Source organism: Collinsella sp. AM38-1BH, from assembly GCF_003467545.1.
In the GTDB taxonomy this organism is placed as follows: Bacteria; Actinomycetota; Coriobacteriia; order Coriobacteriales; family Coriobacteriaceae; genus Collinsella.
Genome location: NZ_QSHC01000005.1, coordinates 21,152 through 38,479, shown reverse-complemented (window position 1 = coordinate 38,479; position 17,328 = coordinate 21,152). Strand labels below are relative to the sequence as shown.

14 protein-coding genes are annotated in these 17,328 nt (G+C 59.6%); 7 read left to right on the top strand and 7 right to left on the bottom strand.

Annotated features, from left to right (window positions below):
• Positions 1-34: 34 nt before the first annotated feature.
• The 3 genes from DW870_RS03520 to DW870_RS03510 all read left to right on the top strand — a co-directional run bounded on the left by DW870_RS03520 (position 35) and on the right by DW870_RS03510 (position 3,239).
• Positions 35-1,120: a carcinine hydrolase/isopenicillin-N N-acyltransferase family protein gene (locus DW870_RS03520; protein ID WP_117847973.1), complete on the top strand. Its 1,086-nt coding sequence runs from the start codon at positions 35-37 to the stop codon at positions 1,118-1,120.
• A gap of 140 nt (positions 1,121-1,260) precedes the next feature.
• Positions 1,261-2,340: a 6-phosphofructokinase gene (locus tag DW870_RS03515; RefSeq protein ID WP_117847972.1), complete on the top strand. Its 1,080-nt coding sequence runs from the start codon at positions 1,261-1,263 to the stop codon at positions 2,338-2,340.
• A 578-nt stretch (positions 2,341-2,918) separates the two neighbouring features.
• Complete coding sequence (locus DW870_RS03510; RefSeq protein WP_117847970.1) at positions 2,919-3,239, top strand: multidrug transporter; 321 nt, start codon at positions 2,919-2,921, stop codon at positions 3,237-3,239.
• Positions 3,240-3,355: 116 nt separating this feature from the next.
• On the opposite strand, the gene DW870_RS03505 is transcribed toward DW870_RS03510, so the two are convergent.
• Together DW870_RS03505 and DW870_RS03500 are read right to left on the bottom strand one after the other, a co-directional pair.
• The gene (locus DW870_RS03505) at positions 3,356-6,121 is read right to left on the bottom strand and encodes an FtsX-like permease family protein (RefSeq protein WP_233506161.1); all 2,766 of its coding nucleotides are present in this window, start codon (positions 6,119-6,121) and stop codon (positions 3,356-3,358) included.
• A 5-nt stretch (positions 6,122-6,126) separates the two neighbouring features.
• Entirely contained in the window at positions 6,127-6,828 is a 702-nt protein-coding gene (locus DW870_RS03500) for an ABC transporter ATP-binding protein (RefSeq protein WP_117766550.1), read from the bottom strand.
• Positions 6,829-7,099: 271 nt separating this feature from the next.
• Here DW870_RS03500 and DW870_RS03495 point away from each other — a divergent pair, with 271 nt between their 5' ends.
• A complete protein-coding gene (locus tag DW870_RS03495) occupies positions 7,100-7,738 on the top strand; it encodes a GyrI-like domain-containing protein (protein ID WP_117766548.1) in 639 nt (212 codons plus the stop codon).
• 185 nt (positions 7,739-7,923) lie between these two features.
• Entirely contained in the window at positions 7,924-9,159 is a 1,236-nt protein-coding gene (locus tag DW870_RS03490; RefSeq protein WP_117766583.1) for a chloride channel protein, read from the top strand.
• A 206-nt stretch (positions 9,160-9,365) separates the two neighbouring features.
• On the opposite strand, the gene DW870_RS03485 is transcribed toward DW870_RS03490, so the two are convergent.
• The 3 genes from DW870_RS03485 to DW870_RS03475 form a co-directional block, all read right to left on the bottom strand.
• On the bottom strand, positions 9,366-9,944 hold the full coding sequence (locus tag DW870_RS03485; protein WP_226790740.1) for a methylated-DNA--[protein]-cysteine S-methyltransferase: 579 nt from the start codon (positions 9,942-9,944) through the stop codon (positions 9,366-9,368).
• A 350-nt stretch (positions 9,945-10,294) separates the two neighbouring features.
• On the bottom strand, positions 10,295-11,320 hold the full coding sequence (locus DW870_RS03480; RefSeq protein ID WP_117766544.1) for an aspartate-semialdehyde dehydrogenase: 1,026 nt from the start codon (positions 11,318-11,320) through the stop codon (positions 10,295-10,297).
• Positions 11,321-11,494: 174 nt separating this feature from the next.
• Positions 11,495-12,883 (bottom strand): aspartate kinase, encoded by a 1,389-nt coding sequence (locus DW870_RS03475; protein WP_117766542.1) that lies wholly within the window; start codon positions 12,881-12,883, stop codon positions 11,495-11,497.
• A gap of 104 nt (positions 12,884-12,987) precedes the next feature.
• On the opposite strand from DW870_RS03475, the gene thrC reads away from it, so the two are divergent.
• Positions 12,988-14,505 carry a threonine synthase gene (thrC, locus tag DW870_RS03470; protein ID WP_117766540.1) on the top strand — a complete coding sequence of 506 codons (1,518 nt, stop codon included), beginning with the start codon at positions 12,988-12,990 and terminating at the stop codon, positions 14,503-14,505.
• A 203-nt stretch (positions 14,506-14,708) separates the two neighbouring features.
• Entirely contained in the window at positions 14,709-15,590 is an 882-nt protein-coding gene (gene thrB, locus DW870_RS03465) for a homoserine kinase (protein ID WP_055285404.1), read from the top strand.
• A gap of 256 nt (positions 15,591-15,846) precedes the next feature.
• Here the strand turns inward: thrB and yihA are convergent, their stop codons facing one another.
• Both yihA and mtnN read right to left on the bottom strand, forming a co-directional pair.
• Positions 15,847-16,437, bottom strand: a complete 591-nt coding sequence (yihA, locus tag DW870_RS03460; protein WP_055252447.1) for a ribosome biogenesis GTP-binding protein YihA/YsxC — start codon at positions 16,435-16,437, stop codon at positions 15,847-15,849.
• Positions 16,438-16,476: 39 nt separating this feature from the next.
• Positions 16,477-17,217 (bottom strand): 5'-methylthioadenosine/S-adenosylhomocysteine nucleosidase, encoded by a 741-nt coding sequence (gene mtnN, locus DW870_RS03455; protein ID WP_117766538.1) that lies wholly within the window; start codon positions 17,215-17,217, stop codon positions 16,477-16,479.
• Positions 17,218-17,328 lie beyond the last annotated feature (111 nt).

The following is a 17,328-nucleotide window of genomic DNA, read 5'->3' as shown; positions in this document are numbered from 1 at the left end:
CGACAATTACGCTAACAGGACGAGAGGAGCCGTCATGAAGCCACGTAACATTGCCATCGCCTGCGGTGTCGCGGGAGTCGCCGTCGGCCTTGCCGCTGCCACCGGTATCGTTTACCGCAAGCAAATCAAGTCCGCCGCGTCGCTCAAACGCTTGACCGGCTACGCGGATAGCTATGACCTGTACGCAATCGACATCGCCTACGACTACGATCTTGATCGCATCATCGCCGCTGGCGTGCGCGACGACCAGGGCTACATCGATGCCGTGGTGGCGCAGGTGCTGCCCGGTGTGCCGGTACATGTCCAGGCGCCCCAGTTTGCCTGCAGCGCTTTTGTCGCCGTAGATGCCGAAGGCCGCGTGCGCACCGGTCGCAATTACGACTTTAAGGACGACACCTCGGCACTGCTGGTGCGCAATCACCCACGCGACGGCTATGCCTCCATCGGGTTTGCCGCCCTTAACAACCTGGGCGATAACACTCCGCTTGACTCCGTCGGCGGACGCGCCGCCGCACTCATGGGCCCGTTTGCCCAGCTCGACGGTGTTAACGAATGCGGCGTGTCCATTGCCGTACTCACTCTGGACTCCAAGCCCTGTGACCAGGACACGCAGCGCCCCGTCATCAATACCTCGCTCGTCATCCGCCTGGTGCTCGACCGTGCCGCCACCACGCAAGAAGCTGTCGACCTGCTTTCCGCCTACGACATGCACGCCATGGCAGGACGCGATTACCACTTCTTTATCAACGACGCCGCCGGTGACGCGCGCGTAGTAGAGTGGGATCCGCGCGATCCAGACCGCGCTTTCAAAGCGACTCCTGTACGCCAGGTTACGAACTTCTACGCCTGCTATGGCGACGAAGTGCTGCCCAACCAAAAGAATGGCGAGCTGGGCCATGGTAAAGAGCGCGCCATCGCAATCGCCGATGTCCTTGACGCCCATGTCGGTGCCCAGGACGAGGCAGTCGCTTGGAAGGCCCTACGCGCTGCAGCGCAAGAACCCAATCCGAAAGACATCACCAGCAATACGCAATGGTCGGTCGTCTTTGACAATACCGAACCCGCCGCCGCCATTACGCTGCGCCGCCACTGGGGCGACGTCGACGCCTTCGCACTGTAAGGACCCAGGCTCGTCGACCTTACGCTCGCCTGACGTTGTTTACATTTCTATACGCTTGAGCTAACACGTTTTACCCCCGTATCAACAGTGTGCGGGGGTAAACTTATGCGCATGTTATAACTTGCCCGGAAGGATTCATCATGCTTAGGATCGGTCTTCTTACCAGTGGCGGCGACTGCCAGGCGCTCAACGCCACCATGCGCGGCATTGTCAAAACGCTTATGACCAATAGCGAAGAGCCTATTGAGATCTATGGTTTTGAGGACGGCTACCAGGGCCTTATCTACAGCCGGTTCCGCGTCATGACGCCCGCCGATTTTAGCGGCATCCTTACCCGTGGCGGCACCATCCTGGGCACGAGCCGTACGCCGTTCAAGCGCCTGGATATTCCCGAGGCCGACGGCGTCGAGAAGGTGCCGGCAATGGTCCACACCTATCATAAGCTGCAGCTCGACTGCCTGTTTATGCTAGGCGGTAACGGCTCCACCAAGACCGCCAACCGCCTGCGCGAAGAGGGCCTCAACGTTATCGCCCTGCCCAAGACCATCGATAACGACACCTGGGGCACCGAGTTGACGTTTGGCTTTACGAGCGCCATCGACGTCGCCACCAAGTGCATCGACGACATCCACACCACTGCCTCGAGTCACGGCCGCGTGTTCGTTATCGAGATCATGGGCCACAAGGTCGGCTGGATTCCGCTGTACGCCGGCGTCGCGGGCGGCGCGGACGTCATCCTGATTCCCGAGATCCCCTACGACATGGACAACGTCATCAAGACCATCGAACATCGCATGGAGACCGGCAGCCGTTTTACCATCGTGGCCGTCGCCGAGGGTGCCATCTCTAAGGAGGACGCGGCGCTGTCCAAGAAGGAGTACAAGAAAAAGCTTGCCGAGCGCACGAGTCCGTCGATTGTCTACGACATCGCCAAGGAGATTGAGACCAAGACCGGTCGCGAGACCCGCGTCGCCATCCCCGGCCACACGCAGCGCGGCGGTCAGCCCGATGCCCAGGACCGCATCTTTGCGACCCAGTGCGGCGTCGAGGCGGCGCTCGGCTGCCTGCGCGGCGAGTTTGGCTACATGATTGCCCTGCGCGATGGCAAGATGTGCCACATGCCGCTCGAGGATGTCGCCGGCAAGCTCAAGTATGTCGATCCCCAGAGCGACCTGGTACGCGAGGCCAAGGCGTTGGGCATCAGCTTCGGCGACGAATAGCCTCGGCCGAAATCCATCCCATCGGGCCCTCCGACCCCGCCCGACGTATTTCGATTTGGCTCCTCCCTTGACTCCGTCAAAGGTCGCCAATCGAAATCGTCGGGCGGGGTCGGAGGGCCCTTCGTTTACACACTCGCCGAGGCTATTCGTCTTCTTGCTGCGGGTGCCTGGCCTGAAATTCAGTTGCGGTGAAATAGTTCCTGCTTAGCCCGCAAATGGCTGAATCTAGGAACTATTCCACCGCAACTTACGTATGATCGGAGCGGCTACAGCACAAGCATCGGCGTTCGTTTGATGGTCCGCCACGAAATGGGGCCATCTACTACGTTTAACTCGATGGGGCCAACCATGACCGCCTTTTCGAAAATCGACAGGCCTTCTACCTGCGGTTTTGTTTTTTGTTTTCCCGGCATGGTTGAGGGTATCCAATTAAACATAGTAGATAGGACCATTTTGTGGCATACGACCCATTCAAGCCCTATCTCGAAGGCTAAAGAGAGCCTCTCATCCACGCCTGAGAGCGAAAAGCAAATAGAATAAAAGGCAAATGAAAAGCCCGTTTGACGAGCGGAGGACATATGCGCGACGTAGCCGAAAGCGACTGGAAGCTGTTTAAGAAAACGCTTCCTCAATGGCAAGAACGTTATATGGAAAAGCTCATCGGCCAGTACGTTGAGATACTGAATGGCGACAGCGAAGCGTCCAGTAGATTTTGGGCACTAGAAGAGAGCCTCAATAGAGACAAGCTGTCCTCAGGCGTAATTGCAAACGACATTCGCCGCAGCACAATGCACCGCGAGATAGCCAATTTGCTTATCGACAGCGTGATCACCCTTGACGACCTTGACGGTTTTACCGAGGACATTAAGAGCTATGCGCAACACTGGATTGGCCAGTAAGAGCACCGAACGACAAACATCCCCAGCAAAACGGGGCAAACGCCGGGCCACCTATAGGCTGCCCGGCGTTTGCCCAGATAAAACCTGCCAAAATAAACCTGTCCCTTTTTGGCAGGCTACTCGGCGCTCTTGAGGGCGCCGACCATGTCGATCTTGTTGAGCGTTCGGTTGGTGGCGAGGTTGACGATAAACGTAAAGCCAAAGGCCAGCAGCACGGCGAGCACGTAGCTCAGTGGCTCGACCTCGACGTCAAAGTACAGCGACGGCATCTGCAAAATGTAGGTAAAGCTCTCGGCCAGCAAGCCGCCCAGCGGCACGCCCAGCGCAGCGCCGATCGCCGTGAGGATCAACGTCTCCTTGTTGACGTAGTGGTGCACCTCGCCACGGCGGAAGCCCAGCACCTTGATGGTCGCCAGCTCGCGCTCGCGCTCGGAGATATTCGTGTTGGACAGCGTAAACACCACCACAAACGATAGGCACGCCGCCATAAAGGTCACGAGCACCACGACGGAATTGATGATAGTGAAGTTCGCCTCGAAGTTCTGCCAATGTTCAGCCGTGCTCGAGATGGTGAGCCAACCGTCGCTCTTAAGCTTCTTGCTAAACGCAATCTGATCGGCCGACGAGCCCTTAAGCAGCACAAAGACGCCGTTAAGGCGCGCGCTTCGACCGAACGCGCGCTCATAGGTGCCCTGCGTCATGTAAAGCGTGTTGCCCAGATAGTTGAGCGAAATGTCACTGACTTTGACCTTGGCAACATTGAGCGACGAATCCTGGACGTGCGCCGTATCGCCCGGCTGAATCCCCAGTACCAGCTGTGAACTTTTGCTCAGATACACGTCTCCGTCACGCAAAGACAGCGGTTCTTTGGACTCATCCTCCAGGCGCACGTAATCGCCCAAGTCACCCGTGCGGTCGTCGGGAATCACGATGAGCTGCACAGTCTCGCTCTTGCCACCAAACGTAAAGGTGACGTTGTCGGTCATAATCGGCAGGGTTGAGGTCACGGTCACGTTGGAATCATTGGCCGCGCTGCGCTCATCCAATGCCGCGCACGTCTGCGAAAAATCGTCGGGATTGGCGACCGCCAGCAGGTCGTAGCGCGTGATATGCCCGTACTGTTTGGGCGAAAGCGCCACCGACGTGTCACGGATGCCCATACCGCAGATCACGAGCGCTGTGCAGCCGGCGATACCGAAGATGGTCATAAAGGCGCGCTTTTTGTAGCGGAACAGGTTACGCGCCGCCACCTTGTTTAAGAAGCCCATGCGGCGCCAGATAAATCCGATACGCTCGAGCAGAATGCGTGAGCCGGCACGCGGCGCCTTGGGACGCATGAGCGAAGCCGGCGTCTCGGCCATCTCGTGGCGGCAGGCGATAATCGTGGCGCCCACCACGCCCACGGCAAACAGCGCTACCGACACGAGCGACGACACGATATCGTACGAAAGCAGCATCTGGGGCAGCGAGTACATGTCGTCGAACACCGTAAACAGGAACAGCGGCAGGCCCACAAATCCGATGATGTTGCCAAGCACGCCGCCGATCAGACACGCCCACAGCGAGTAGTCCACGTATTTGGACAGGATACGCCCACGTGAATAGCCGAGCGCCTTGTACAGGCCAATAAGTGTACGCTCCTCCTCAACCATGCGCGTGGCGGTGGTGAGGCTGATGAGCACAGCGACGACAAAGAAGATAAATGGGAACACCGTGGCGATGGCCTCGATCGAAGAACTGTCGCTCTCGACGCTCGAGTAGCTTGCGATGTTACCGCGGTCCTGGATGTACCAGGAGCATTCGCCCAGATCGGAAAGCTCGGCGCGGGCATCGGCAAAATGCTGGTCAGCGGCGGCGCGGCGCTGGTCCAACTCGGCCTGAGCCTGGACGCGCTCCTCGCTGCCCTCGGCCATGCGATTGATGTTGCCCTGTTCAATCCCAAAGAGCATATTCGCCTCGCGCTCGGCCGTATCCAAGCTTGCCGGCGTGTCGACCATCAGCTCCTGAGCACGCGCCTTCTCACGCTCCTCACGGATTTTCTCGATATTGCCCTTGACCTCATTGATCTTTGCCGCGTAGGCATCCGAATAGGAGTTGAGACTCTTGGCTCCCTCGACGATCACGTGGACCGCGGAGTAGGAAGAAGATGTCGCGGCGTCCTCGCTCACATAGAACTTATAGTCCGCCGCCGAAGCAGCGCGAAAGGCGTTGACTGTCGAGTCGGAGCTCACATCAGTGGGATCGAGGACCTCGGCCGTAATGGTGTAATCGCCCGCGGCAAACTGATCCTTGGCGCTTTGGTTCGATGAACTTGCGTCATTGGCGGCAAAACTCACCGTATCGCCGAGCTTTTTGCCCGAAGCCTTCAGGAACTTCGAAGTCACCGCAACCTCATCGGCGCTCTCGGGCAAATCGCCGCTCACCAGCACCGGCTGATCGATGTTCTCCTTGGAGAGACTCTGCACGACCACGCGCTCGCGCGTTGTGCCCACGGCGGTGTAGGCGGTCTCGGTGTAGATACCCTCGGCCGTCTCGACGCCGTCGACCTCTTGGATGGCCGCGAGATCGTCGCGCGTAAGGCCATAGGTCGACTGCACGTTAATGTCATAGACATTCTGCTGGTCAAAATAGGCGTCGACCGAATCGCGCAGGTCCTCGCAGCCCGCCTTAAGGCCGCACATCACGCTCACGCCGAGCGCGGTGATGACCACGATGGACAAAAAGCGCTTAAGACTGCCTCGGATTGTGCGGTAGATGCCGCGGCGAAAAACCGTCGGCACCATATCGTTTGAGCTTTGAGCGGTACGGTAGGTCGTAAAATCCTGCTCGCGCTCCGTATTCTGCGCGTCGTGGCGTAGGCTGTTTTGGCGATCTTGGTCCATGGGCGCTACCACTCGATCGTCTCGATAGGCACGGGATTTTGCTGGACCGTCTCGCTCTCCACGCGGCCGCTCCTAAAGCGGATCAGACGATCGGCCATGGGCGCCAGCGCGGAGTTGTGGGTGATGATGATGACCGTAATGCCCTGCTTGCGGCAAGTGTCCTGCAGCAGCTGCAAGATCTGCTTGCCGGTTTTATAGTCAAGTGCGCCCGTGGGCTCGTCGCACAAAAGCAGCTTGGGGTTCTTTGCCAGCGCGCGGGCAATGGACACGCGCTGCTGCTCGCCGCCCGAAAGCTGCGCGGGGAAGTTGGCGAGGCGCTCACCCAAGCCAACCTGGCAAAGCGTTTGCTCGGCATCGAGCGAATCGGGGCAGATTTGCGCCGCAAGCTCAACATTTTCGAGCGCCGTCAGGTTGGGGACCAGATTGTAGAACTGGAAGACAAAGCCGACATCGGCGCGGCGGTATTCCACGAGCTGAGCCTCGTTGGCGGAGCTCACGTCGCGCCCGTCCACCGTCACGGTGCCGGAGGTCGCCGTATCCATGCCGCCCAGAATGTTGAGCGCCGTGGTCTTGCCGGCACCCGAAGCACCCAGAATGATGGCGAGCTCGCCGCGCTCGACCGTAAAGCTCGCGCCGTCGAGTGCGTGAATGCGGGCGTCGCCCTCGCCGTATGCCTTGATGACGTCTTTGAATTCGATATAAGCCATCGATCGGTTCCCATCTGGTCGGATAACTCTTTAGTATTACCCATTTCGCACCGACTAAAAAGGGACGGGTTTATTTTGGCAGGTTCTATATGGGGAAACGGCAGCTATAGATGAGGCGCCGGGGAGGCAGAGAAATCATCGATGGGGTCAGGCCGACCGCCAAACACAACGCACGCATCTCAATCTGTCAGCCAAATCATTCGAACAACTGTTCGTTTCTATGATATGATTCCGCTATCTAAGCAGGCCAATACGCAGAAAGGCGGCCAACATGGCGTTCGACTTTAAGAAGGAATGCAAGGAGCTCTACAGACCTGCAAGCAAGCCGAGTATCATAACTGTCCCGCCTATGAGCTACGTTGCCGTTCGCGGAAAGGGCGACCCAAATACCGAAGGTGGCGAGTATCAAAATGCCCTGCCGCTGCTTTACGGCATCGCCTATACCGTCAAGATGTCAAAGAAAGGCTCAAGGAGTATCGAGGGCTATTTCGACTTTGTGGTACCGCCGCTCGAGGGCTTCTGGTGGCAAGACTCCCCGAGCGGCGACATCGATTATGTACGCAAGGACGATTTCAACTTTATCTCGTGCATCCGCCTGCCCGATTTCGTCACTCAGGATGACTTTGACTGGGCGGTCGCGGAAGCCACGGCCAAAAAGAAACTGGACTTTTCTGCCGTCGAGCTGCTTAAAGTTGACGAGGGTCTCTGCGTTCAATGCATGCATACCGGACCCTACGACAGCGAGCCGGCAACCGTAGACGCCATGCATGAATATGCGACCGAGCAGGGCTATGTCCCCGACTTCTCAGATACCCGTTTACATCACGAAATCTATCTCTCCGATCCACGCAAGTGTGCGCCGGAGAAACTTAAGACCGTGGTTCGTCATCCTATCAAGCGCGCTGAATAGCGTGGAGCGTCATTTCACGCGCTAGGTTTTAAGCCAGCCAACCAGCCGCCTCCTAGGCTGTCAAGCAATTATCTTGACGCGGCCCGTCGCATCTTATAAGTTTGTTTTGCTAAAGCTGGAAAGCCTCTCAACGATGCGCAACTCCAGCTCTTTTTCTATCAAGAGAGCAAGTGTCGGAAAGCAAAATGTCGGAAAGCAACGCATCGAGCAGAATCAAACGCTTGCTCAACACCTATAGCGGCCTCGTGCTTATGGGTGCCGTCGGAATCCCTATCGGCATCATCGTTGGCGCCATCTGCGCACTCTTTGGACGCGTGCTTCTGGCAATCGGCGCCTTCCGCGACGAACACATCGCACTGCTCCTTCCCTTCCTCGCCCTCATGGGCTTGGCCATCGTATTTGCCTACCGCACCTGGGGTAAAGGCACCGATCGGGGCATGAGCCTGGTATTTGACGTAGGTCACGGACGCGAGGATGCCATCTCCCCGCGTTTGGTGCCGCTCATTATGTTGAGCACGTGGGGGACGCACCTCTTTGGCGGCAGTGCGGGGCGCGAGGGCGTGGCCGTGCAGATTGGTGCAACCGTCTCGCACTGGATCGGCAGGCGTCTACCTTTCCGAAACCCCGGCAACACGTTTTTGCTCATTGGTATGGCCGCTGGCTTTGCCGGACTCTTTCGAACGCCGCTCGCTGCTACGGTCTTTGCTATCGAAGTGCTGGTCGCCGGACGCATGGAATACCGCGCGTTGCTCCCCGCGCTTACGGCTTCACTTGCCGCAAGCATGACCTCCGGCGCCCTGGGGCTCGAGAAGTTCGAGGTCGCCGTTACCGCCTCGTATGCGCTCGACCTCCCCGGTCTTGGACGGCTGGCACTGTTGGGCATCGCGTTTGGTATGGTGGGCGGCGCCTTTGCCTGGTGCCTTGCACATGCCAAAACACTTGCGGCGCGGCTGTTCCCCAACCCCTATGCACGCATCGCCGTTATGGGCATCGCGTTATCGGCGATTCTGTTCGCACTATGGCAGGGTCGATACTGCGGGCTTGGCACCAATCTGATATCCGCGGCGCTCGACGGTGACGGCAAGGTCGCCATCATACCTTGGGACTGGGCACTCAAATTCGCACTCACCATTACCACGCTTGCCGCAGGATATCAGGGTGGCGAGGTGACGCCGTTGTTCTCCATCGGAGCCAGCCTGGGTGTCGTACTCGCCGGGATTCTCGGCATGCCCGTCGAGCTCTGCGCCTCACTGGGCTACGCAGCCGTCTTTGGCAGCGCCACCAATACGCTGCTCGCACCCATCCTTATTGGCTGCGAAGTCTTCGGCTTTGGTAACTTGCCGATGTTCATTATTGTCTGCGTTGTGGCTTACCTGTTCAACATGGATAAGTCCATCTACGCCCTGCAGGAGCGGGCGTAGATCGATGTCCAGGCAGGTGGTCTCAGCCGGAAACGGCGTCCCACTCTGAGGCTGTATTCCGGGACACGGTTTCCGCTTGGAACGCCATTCGGAAAGCGCATCCCGCTTTAAAACGGAATTCCGGGACGTAGTTTCCGTCTGAGCCTCCATTCGGAAAGCATGTCCCGTTCTTTCACGGCATCTTGGCTATGCAAAGTGCTCGAACGTTAGTCCTCGTACGCGCCCTCAAGCCGAAGCAGCCACTCCTTGCGGTCAAGCCCGCCGGCATACCCGTTAAGCGAACCATCGGCGGCAACCACGCGATGGCACGGCACAATAATCGAAATGGGATTGCGCGCGACCGCGGCCCCCACGGCACGGGGAGACGCAACGGGTGCTTCGTTTCCCGGTACACGATGTCGAGCCGTAACACGCTGGGCGATCTCACCATACGTAGCGACCTCGCCACGCGGGATAGAAAGCAGCTCAAACCAAACCTCGCGCTGAAACGCCGTACCAATCATATGCAACGGCGGCGTAAACCGAGGCTCCTGCCCCGCAAAATAAGCATTCAGCCAAGCCCAAGAACGCTCAAGTACCGACGAGGCAGCACCGTTTGTCGGATTCACCGAAGACATGCCGCCAGCACCAGAAACCGCATCGGCGCCTTCAACATGTTCGGGATCTTCTTTGAGAAGCGTGGAGCCAAAGTGCTCCTGCCCCTCAAACCAAAGCCCCGTCAAACCGCGGCCATCAGCGGCAAGCAGGATTTCGCCCAAAGGCGAAGCAAACGTCGTCGTGACCACCAGCGGCTCCTTTCAAAACTCCGCAACATAATACCGCGAATTGTGCAGACAACCCCAATCGACCCCACAGTCCCCAAAGGCGGCAGGCGCAAAGCGCCGAGGCCGCCGCCGGGACCAGGGCTCGCAACAGCCACGCGCCCCCACATCAGCCCAGCGGCCTCAACCAACAACAGCCCCATCGCAGGCCGCTCGCAGCAGCGTCACCGCAGGCGGGGGCCGGGCTTAGTTTTCAGAACACTCCGCAGACCAGTGTGGCGCCTTGTCCGCGGCTCCGAAGGAGCAGGACAAGGCGCCACACATGGTCGAGGACGTTCTGAAAACTAAGCCCGGCCCCCGCCGGACAGGTCACACTACTCGCAGAGCAGCTTAGCGATCTGGACGGCGTTGGTTGCCGCGCCCTTACGGATTTGGTCGCCGCAGCACCAGAAGGTGATGCCACGCGCAGCCTCGGGGTTCGAGATGTCGCGACGCACGCGGCCGACCCAAATCAGGTCCTGGTCGGAGGTGTCCATCGGCATGGGGAAGCGATCGTGCGCATCCTCGGCAGCCATATCGTCAACCAGCTTGACGCCGGGAGCGGCAGCCAGCGCAGCACGGGCCTCCTCAACCGTTATATCGCGCTCAAACTCGAGCGTAATGCTCTCGGAGTGCGAACGCAGCACAGGAACGCGCACGCAGGTGCAGTTCACGCGCAGCTCGGGCAGGTGCATAATCTTGCGGCCCTCGTTTTGCAGCTTCATCTCCTCGGAGGTAAAGCCCTCCTCCTTGACGCCGCCAATCTGCGGAATCAGGTTGCTCGCCAGCTGGGCGGCAAAAGCGCGCGGCTCGGGAATCTCCTCGCCACGGCCCAGGGCGGCCAGCTGGGCCTCGAGCTCGGCCATACCGGGAGCGCCAGCGCCCGAAGCCGCCTGGTACGTCGAGACGATCATGCGCTTCACGCCGGCGAGCTGATGCAGCGGCCAGGTGGGAACCAGGCCGATAATGGTCGCGCAGTTGGGGTTGGCGATAAGGCCGTGATGCCACTTGATATCGTCGGCATTGATCTCGGGTACGACCAGCGGCACCTCGGGATCCATGCGGAAGGCATGGCTGTTGTCGACCACGACAGCGCCGCGCTTGACGGCCTCGGGCAGCAGCTCCTTCGCGATATCGTCGCCGGCGGCTCCGAGCACAATATCGCAGCCCTCAAAGGCCTCGGGGCAAGCCTCTTCGATCACGATTTGCTCGCCGCGGAACTCAACGGTCTTGCCCGCAGAGCGCGCGCTCGCCAGCAGCTTGAGCTTACCGACCGGAAACTCCTGCTCGTTGAGGCACTCGAGCATCTGGGTGCCTACAGCTCCCGTCGCGCCCAAAATAGCAACCGTGTACTGTTTCATGCTTCCCCCTTTAAAGGTTGTGGCTTTTGCCCGCACGCCGAGCAGGCCGATTATTGTTGCCAGTGTATACAAGAACGGGGCGGGCACGAAACCCGCCCCGTCGAAACGAAACCGAAACGAAACGCCCCGCCGTAGATTTTTGAGACATGTCCCAAAAAATCAACGGGATGGCAGCTACTTGTGGAGCGCGACCAGGGCGGGATCGACCGGCGCGGGAGCCTCCAGGTCGGAGACCTTCACAATGCCGTTTTCGTCGGAGAAGGCACGGTAAATGGTCTGAATCGCTAGGTCGAAGTCCTTCTCCTCGACACCGATAATGATGTTGATCTCGTCACAGCTCTGCGAAATCATACGCACGCTCACGCCGGCCTGGCCAAGCATGCCAAACAGGTGACCCGAAATACCTGCGCGCCCGCGCAGGTTACGGCCGACGGTCGCGATAAGCGCCAGGCCCTCGACGACCTCGATCTCGAGCGGCTCGACCTCCTGCTGAATGTCGCCCACGAGCGAGTACAGCGAGTCGTGCACATCCTGCTCCTGCACCACGGCGCCAAAGCGGTCGACACCGGTGGGCATGTGCTCGACGGAGACGTCATAGCGTTCGAACACCGAAAGCGCACGGCGCATAAAGCCAACACGGGGCTTGGTGCGGTCGCGGGCGACGTTGATGGCGACAAAGCCGCGCTTGCCGGTCACGCCGGTAATGATGGGCTCCGCCTCGCCCTCATCAGCCGTCTCGCTAATGATGGTGCCGGGGTCCTGCGGCGCATTGGTGTTCTTGATGACCAGCGGAATTCCCGCCTCACGCACAGGGAACACGGCCTCCTCGTGCAGGACGCTTGCGCCCATGTACGAAAGCTCGCGCAGCTCCTCGTAGGTAACGCGCGCAATGGGCTGAGCCTCGGGCACAATGCGAGGATCGGCAGAATAGAAGCCCGAAACGTCGGTCCAGTTCTCGTACAGGTCGGCGCCTAGGCACTTGGCCAGGATCGAGCCGGAAATGTCGCCGCCGCCACGGTCGAGCAGCTTGATCTGGCCCTCGCGCGTCGCGCCGTAGAAGCCAGGCATAACGAAGCCGCCCTGCTGACCGTACTCTTGCACCAGCTCGGAGGTGCGGTTCATGCTGAGCGTACCGTCGTGATGGAACGCCACAACCGTCGCGGCGTCCAGGAACGGTAGGCCCAGGTACTCAGCCATCAGGCGAGCGGTGAAGTACTCGCCGCGGCTCACGAGCTCCTCGGTGGAGTAACCGCCCGAGCGGGCGCGCTCGGCAAAAGCCGCGAACTCCTCACGGATGGGATAGGTGAGCTCCAGCTCGTCAGCGATATCAAAATAGCGCTGGCCGATGTCCTCGAGCAGCTCCTCGCACGACACGTGGTACTTAACGTGCGCGTTAACCAGGTAGAGCAGGTCGGTCACCTTGGTGTCGCCCTTAAAGCGGCGACCACAGGCGGAAACCACCACAAAACGGCGAGCCGGGTCGGCATCGACGATGGCCTTGATCTTCTTAAAGTGTTCGGCGTCGGCGACCGACGAGCCGCCAAACTTGGCAATCTTAATCATGGGCTGGAGGTTACCTTTCTAAAAAGCCTCTGCGAACCTATTTTGCGCGCTCTGATACCATGGTTTCACCGATTGGGACCAAGGCATCCGAGGAGCAGTGTTATATGGGAACTTATCATAGTACACGAGGACGCACTTTATCGTGCTCAAGTAAGGTGGCAATCCGCACCGGCATCGCTCCCGACGGGGGTTTGTTTGTCTCGGACGAGCTTGGCACCCAGCAGGTCGATATCAGCTCGCTTGCAGATAAATCGTACTTTGAAATCGCTCAAGATGTGTTGGGAATGTTACTGAATGATTACACGGCCGAAGAAATTTCGGCGTGTGTCGACGAGGCATACCGCGGCACGTTCGCGAGTGAAGAGGTTACGCCGCTCGTCAAACTCGACGCAGCGCCGGGTGCTGACGCCCCTCAGACCTATGTGATGGAGCTCTTTGGCGGCCCCACAAGCGCCTTCAAGGACGTCGCCCTACAGATGCTCCCCCGCCTCATGGCCCGCACTTCCGCCAAGGACGGCGGCGCTGAGCGCATCATGATCGTCACCGCCACGTCGGGCGACACGGGCAAGGCCGCACTCGCCGGTTTTGCCGACGCTCCGGGCACGGGCATCACCGTCTTTTATCCCGAGGGCAAGGTCAGCCACGTCCAGAACCTGCAGATGTCCACGCAGGAGGGCGACAACGTCGCCGTCTGCGGCATCCGCGGCAACTTTGACGACGCCCAGAGCGCCGTCAAGCGCATCTTTGCCGATAAGGAGCTTGCCGAGCGTCTGGAAGCCGCCGGCACGGTGCTTTCGAGCGCCAACTCTATCAATGTCGGCCGTCTGGTACCGCAGGTTGTCTACTACTTTGCCGCCTATGCGCAGCTGCTGCGCGCCGGCGCTATCGAGGCTGGCGACGCCGTAGAGTTCTGTGTGCCCACCGGCAACTTTGGCGATATCTTGGCCGGCTACTACGCCAAGCGCATGGGCCTGCCCGTCGCCAAGCTCATCGTCGCGAGCGACAAGAACAACGTGCTTGCCGACTTCCTGACCACCGGCGTCTACGACCGCAACCGCCCGTTCTTCACGACCATTTCGCCGTCGATGGACATCCTCATCAGCTCCAACCTCGAGCGCATGCTCTACTTCCTGTCCGACGGCGACTGCGAGCTCGTTGCCGGCCTTATGGAGCAGCTGGCACAGACTGGTCGCTACGAGGTGCCCGCCGAGCTGCTGGCCAAGATTCAGAGCGTCTTTGGCTGCGGCTGGGCCAGCGAGGACGAGGTCCGCGCTGCCATCAAGAGTTGCTGGGACGCCAACGGCTACGTGATCGACCCGCACACCGCTTGCGGCTATCACGTCTTTGAAAAGGTCGCTCCCGCCGAGGGCGCCAAGGCCCGCGTGCTGCTTTCGACCGCCAGCCCCTACAAGTTCCCGCGCGCCTGCTGCGATGCCCTGGGCCTCAACGTTCCCGAGGACGATTTTGAGGCTATGCGCGTGCTCGAGCAGGCCACCAACACGGTCGCCCCGACCCAGCTCGCCGAGCTCGAGTCCAAACCTGTCCGCTTCGAAGACGTCTGTGACGTCGACGAAATGGCCAGCTACGTCGAGTCCGCAGCAAAACGAATGAGCACCAACTAGATCCCTTATTAAGCGCCGGCGAAAGCCGGCGCACCTTCTTTCATCAGATAACCCTCGGGATGATGACGAACGCGCGCAGCGTGCCTGGCTGTTTAGTTCGTCGTGAGTTCCGCACGCAAAGGAAAGCACTTAATGTGCTTTCCGTCTTGCGCAGGACTGTCCGAGCAGCGAACTAAACAGCCAGGCACGCCAGGAGGACCCACATGATCAAAATCACCGTCCCAGCAACAAGCGCCAACCTAGGCATCGGCTACGACACCCTCGGCATGGCCGTCGGCCTCTACTCGCACTTCACCTTCGAGCGCGCCGACAAGCTCACCATCACGGGCTGCCCCAAGGAGTTCCAAAACGAGAATAACCTGGTCTATGTGAGCTTTGTCGATGCGCTGGCCGCATGGGGCGAGCCGGCCTTCCCCGTCGCTATCGACATTCAGACCGACGTCCCCGTCGCCCGCGGCCTGGGTTCCAGCTCCACCTGCGTCGTCGCCGGCATCATGGCTGCCGCCGCGCTGACAGGCCACACCGTCGACCGCGCCGAACTCGTCCGCATCGCCACCGAGGTCGAGGGCCATCCCGATAACGTCGCCCCCGCCATCCTTGGCGGCGCCGTCTGCTCCTTTACGCCGACCGATTCGCTCCCCCAATGTCTGCGCTACGAGGTGAGCGATCGCTTGCGTTTTATTACCGTGATTCCGCCCTACGAGGTACATACGAGCGAGGCGCGCAAGGTCGTGCCGCAGGAGATTCCACTCTCCACCGCCGTATGGCAAATGGGCCGCATCGCCGGCATGACGCGCGGCCTGGAGACTGGTGACCTGGACCTGATTGCCGCTGCCAATGACGACCGCATTCAGGAGCCTTATCGTCGCCGCCTGATTCCCGACTACAACGCCGTGCGCGACACCTGCCTTAACGGCGGCGCTAAGACCATCTGGATTAGCGGCTCAGGCTCGACCCTCATGGCTGTGACCGACGACACCATCGTGGCAAAGTTTCTGCAGGTCAAGCTGCGTGAGCAGTTCCCCAAGTGTGATACGCATATTCTCACGTGCGACACGGAAGGCGCTCAAATCGAGTACCTGTAGACATCCTCCTCATATACCTGTCCGGGACGGTCGGGATATTCCCTCAAAATCGTCCTCGCGCATGAAGGCCCCTTGTCCTGCTCCTACGGAGCGACGGACAAGGGGCCTTCGCGCTGCGGAATGATTTTGAGGGAATATCCCGACCGTCCCTGCGCCTACCTTGCTGAGGATGTCTACAGGGACCCACGCTTTGAAGGGGCGCCAGGCTGATAGTTGATTTTTATTGGCAGGGGCTCTTGCTGGTAAGGGGCACTCACTAGAGGCAGGCCTCGGCGATGCGGCGCTTGAGTTCGTCGATGCCGGTACCGGTTTGGGAGCTTGTGATGATCACGTTCTCGGCAGGGACGTTGAGCTGCTTTTTGATGGCTGCTGCTTGGCGGGCCTGCTGGGTACGGCTGAGTTTGTCGGCCTTGGTGAGGCAGACGATAAAGTTGAACTCGTTGCCCTGCAGGTAATCGATCATGTCATGGTCGAGCTTACTGGGGTCGTGACGAATATCCACCAGCGATACGACCAGGTTAAAGCTGCGCTCGGAGTCGAAGAAGTCGCCGATAAGCTCAGCCCAGCGGTCGCGCTCGGCCTTGGAACGACGGGCGAAACCGTAGCCCGGCAGGTCCACAAAGTGCACGTCGTCGGCCTCGAAGAAATTGATGTTGCTCGTCTTGCCCGGCGTACTCGAAACCTTGACCAGGTTCTTGCGGCCAAAGAGTTTGTTCATGATAGACGACTTGCCCACATTGGAGCGGCCCACAAAGCTCACCTCGGGACAGGTGGACTCGGGGATCTGCGAAACCTTGCCGTAGCTGGCAACAAACTTGGCAAGCTGATAGTTAATGGAATCGGCCATGGACACTCCTTGGTCGTAGGTTCTTACAAAACGGGCGTGCTATTGCGCGGCGGCGATACGACGAACGATGTCAAGCGTGATGCCGCTCGCGGTGCGAGCGTACTCGTCCAGATCGAACTCGCGCTCGCAAAACGCGTCATATGCCTCGTCACAATTATCGCTGATAGCGCGCAGTACCAGGCAATCGACACCATTCTTGGCCGCGATGTGCGCAATTGCCGCGCCCTCCATCTCGACGCAATCGGCATGCGTGGCCTCAATCGCAGCGTTACGCATGGCGTCACCCGTAACAAAGCGATCACCCGTGGCGATAGTGCCACACAGGAACTGCTTGGGGTCCTTCTCCGCAGAAGTCTCATCCGCCGAGGCATCCACAAATCCATGCTCGGCAAGCACGGCGGCGGCAACATCAGCCAACGCCGGTGTCGAGACAAACTCCTCGAGCCCCGGCGCCGACTCGGCGATGAGTGCCGTATCGGTATCCAGATAGCGCAGGCACTTGCCTATAACCACGTCGTTAATATGGAGTTTAGGGTTTAGGCCGCCCGCAATGCCCGAAAACACAACGGCCTGCGGGGCGTATTTGCTGATGAGATGCTGCGTTGCGGCAGCGGCGTTCACGGTCCCCATGCCTGCCGTCGTGGCGACTACTGTCAGACCCGAAAGCCCACCGTTCACAACGGTCAAGCCCGCCTCCTGCGACTCATGCGTGCCACTCAGCTCTTCCTTAATCTGCGCAACCTCTTTTTCGAGTGCGCCTATGATCGCGATGGTTGCCATGCCATCCCCCAAATCCGTGCAAATTGCTTATCCACGGTATGGTACCAGCATTTTGGCTCAACCGTGTCAGCACCAAGCCGTTAGGCCAGTACAGCTCGGGTATCATAAAGG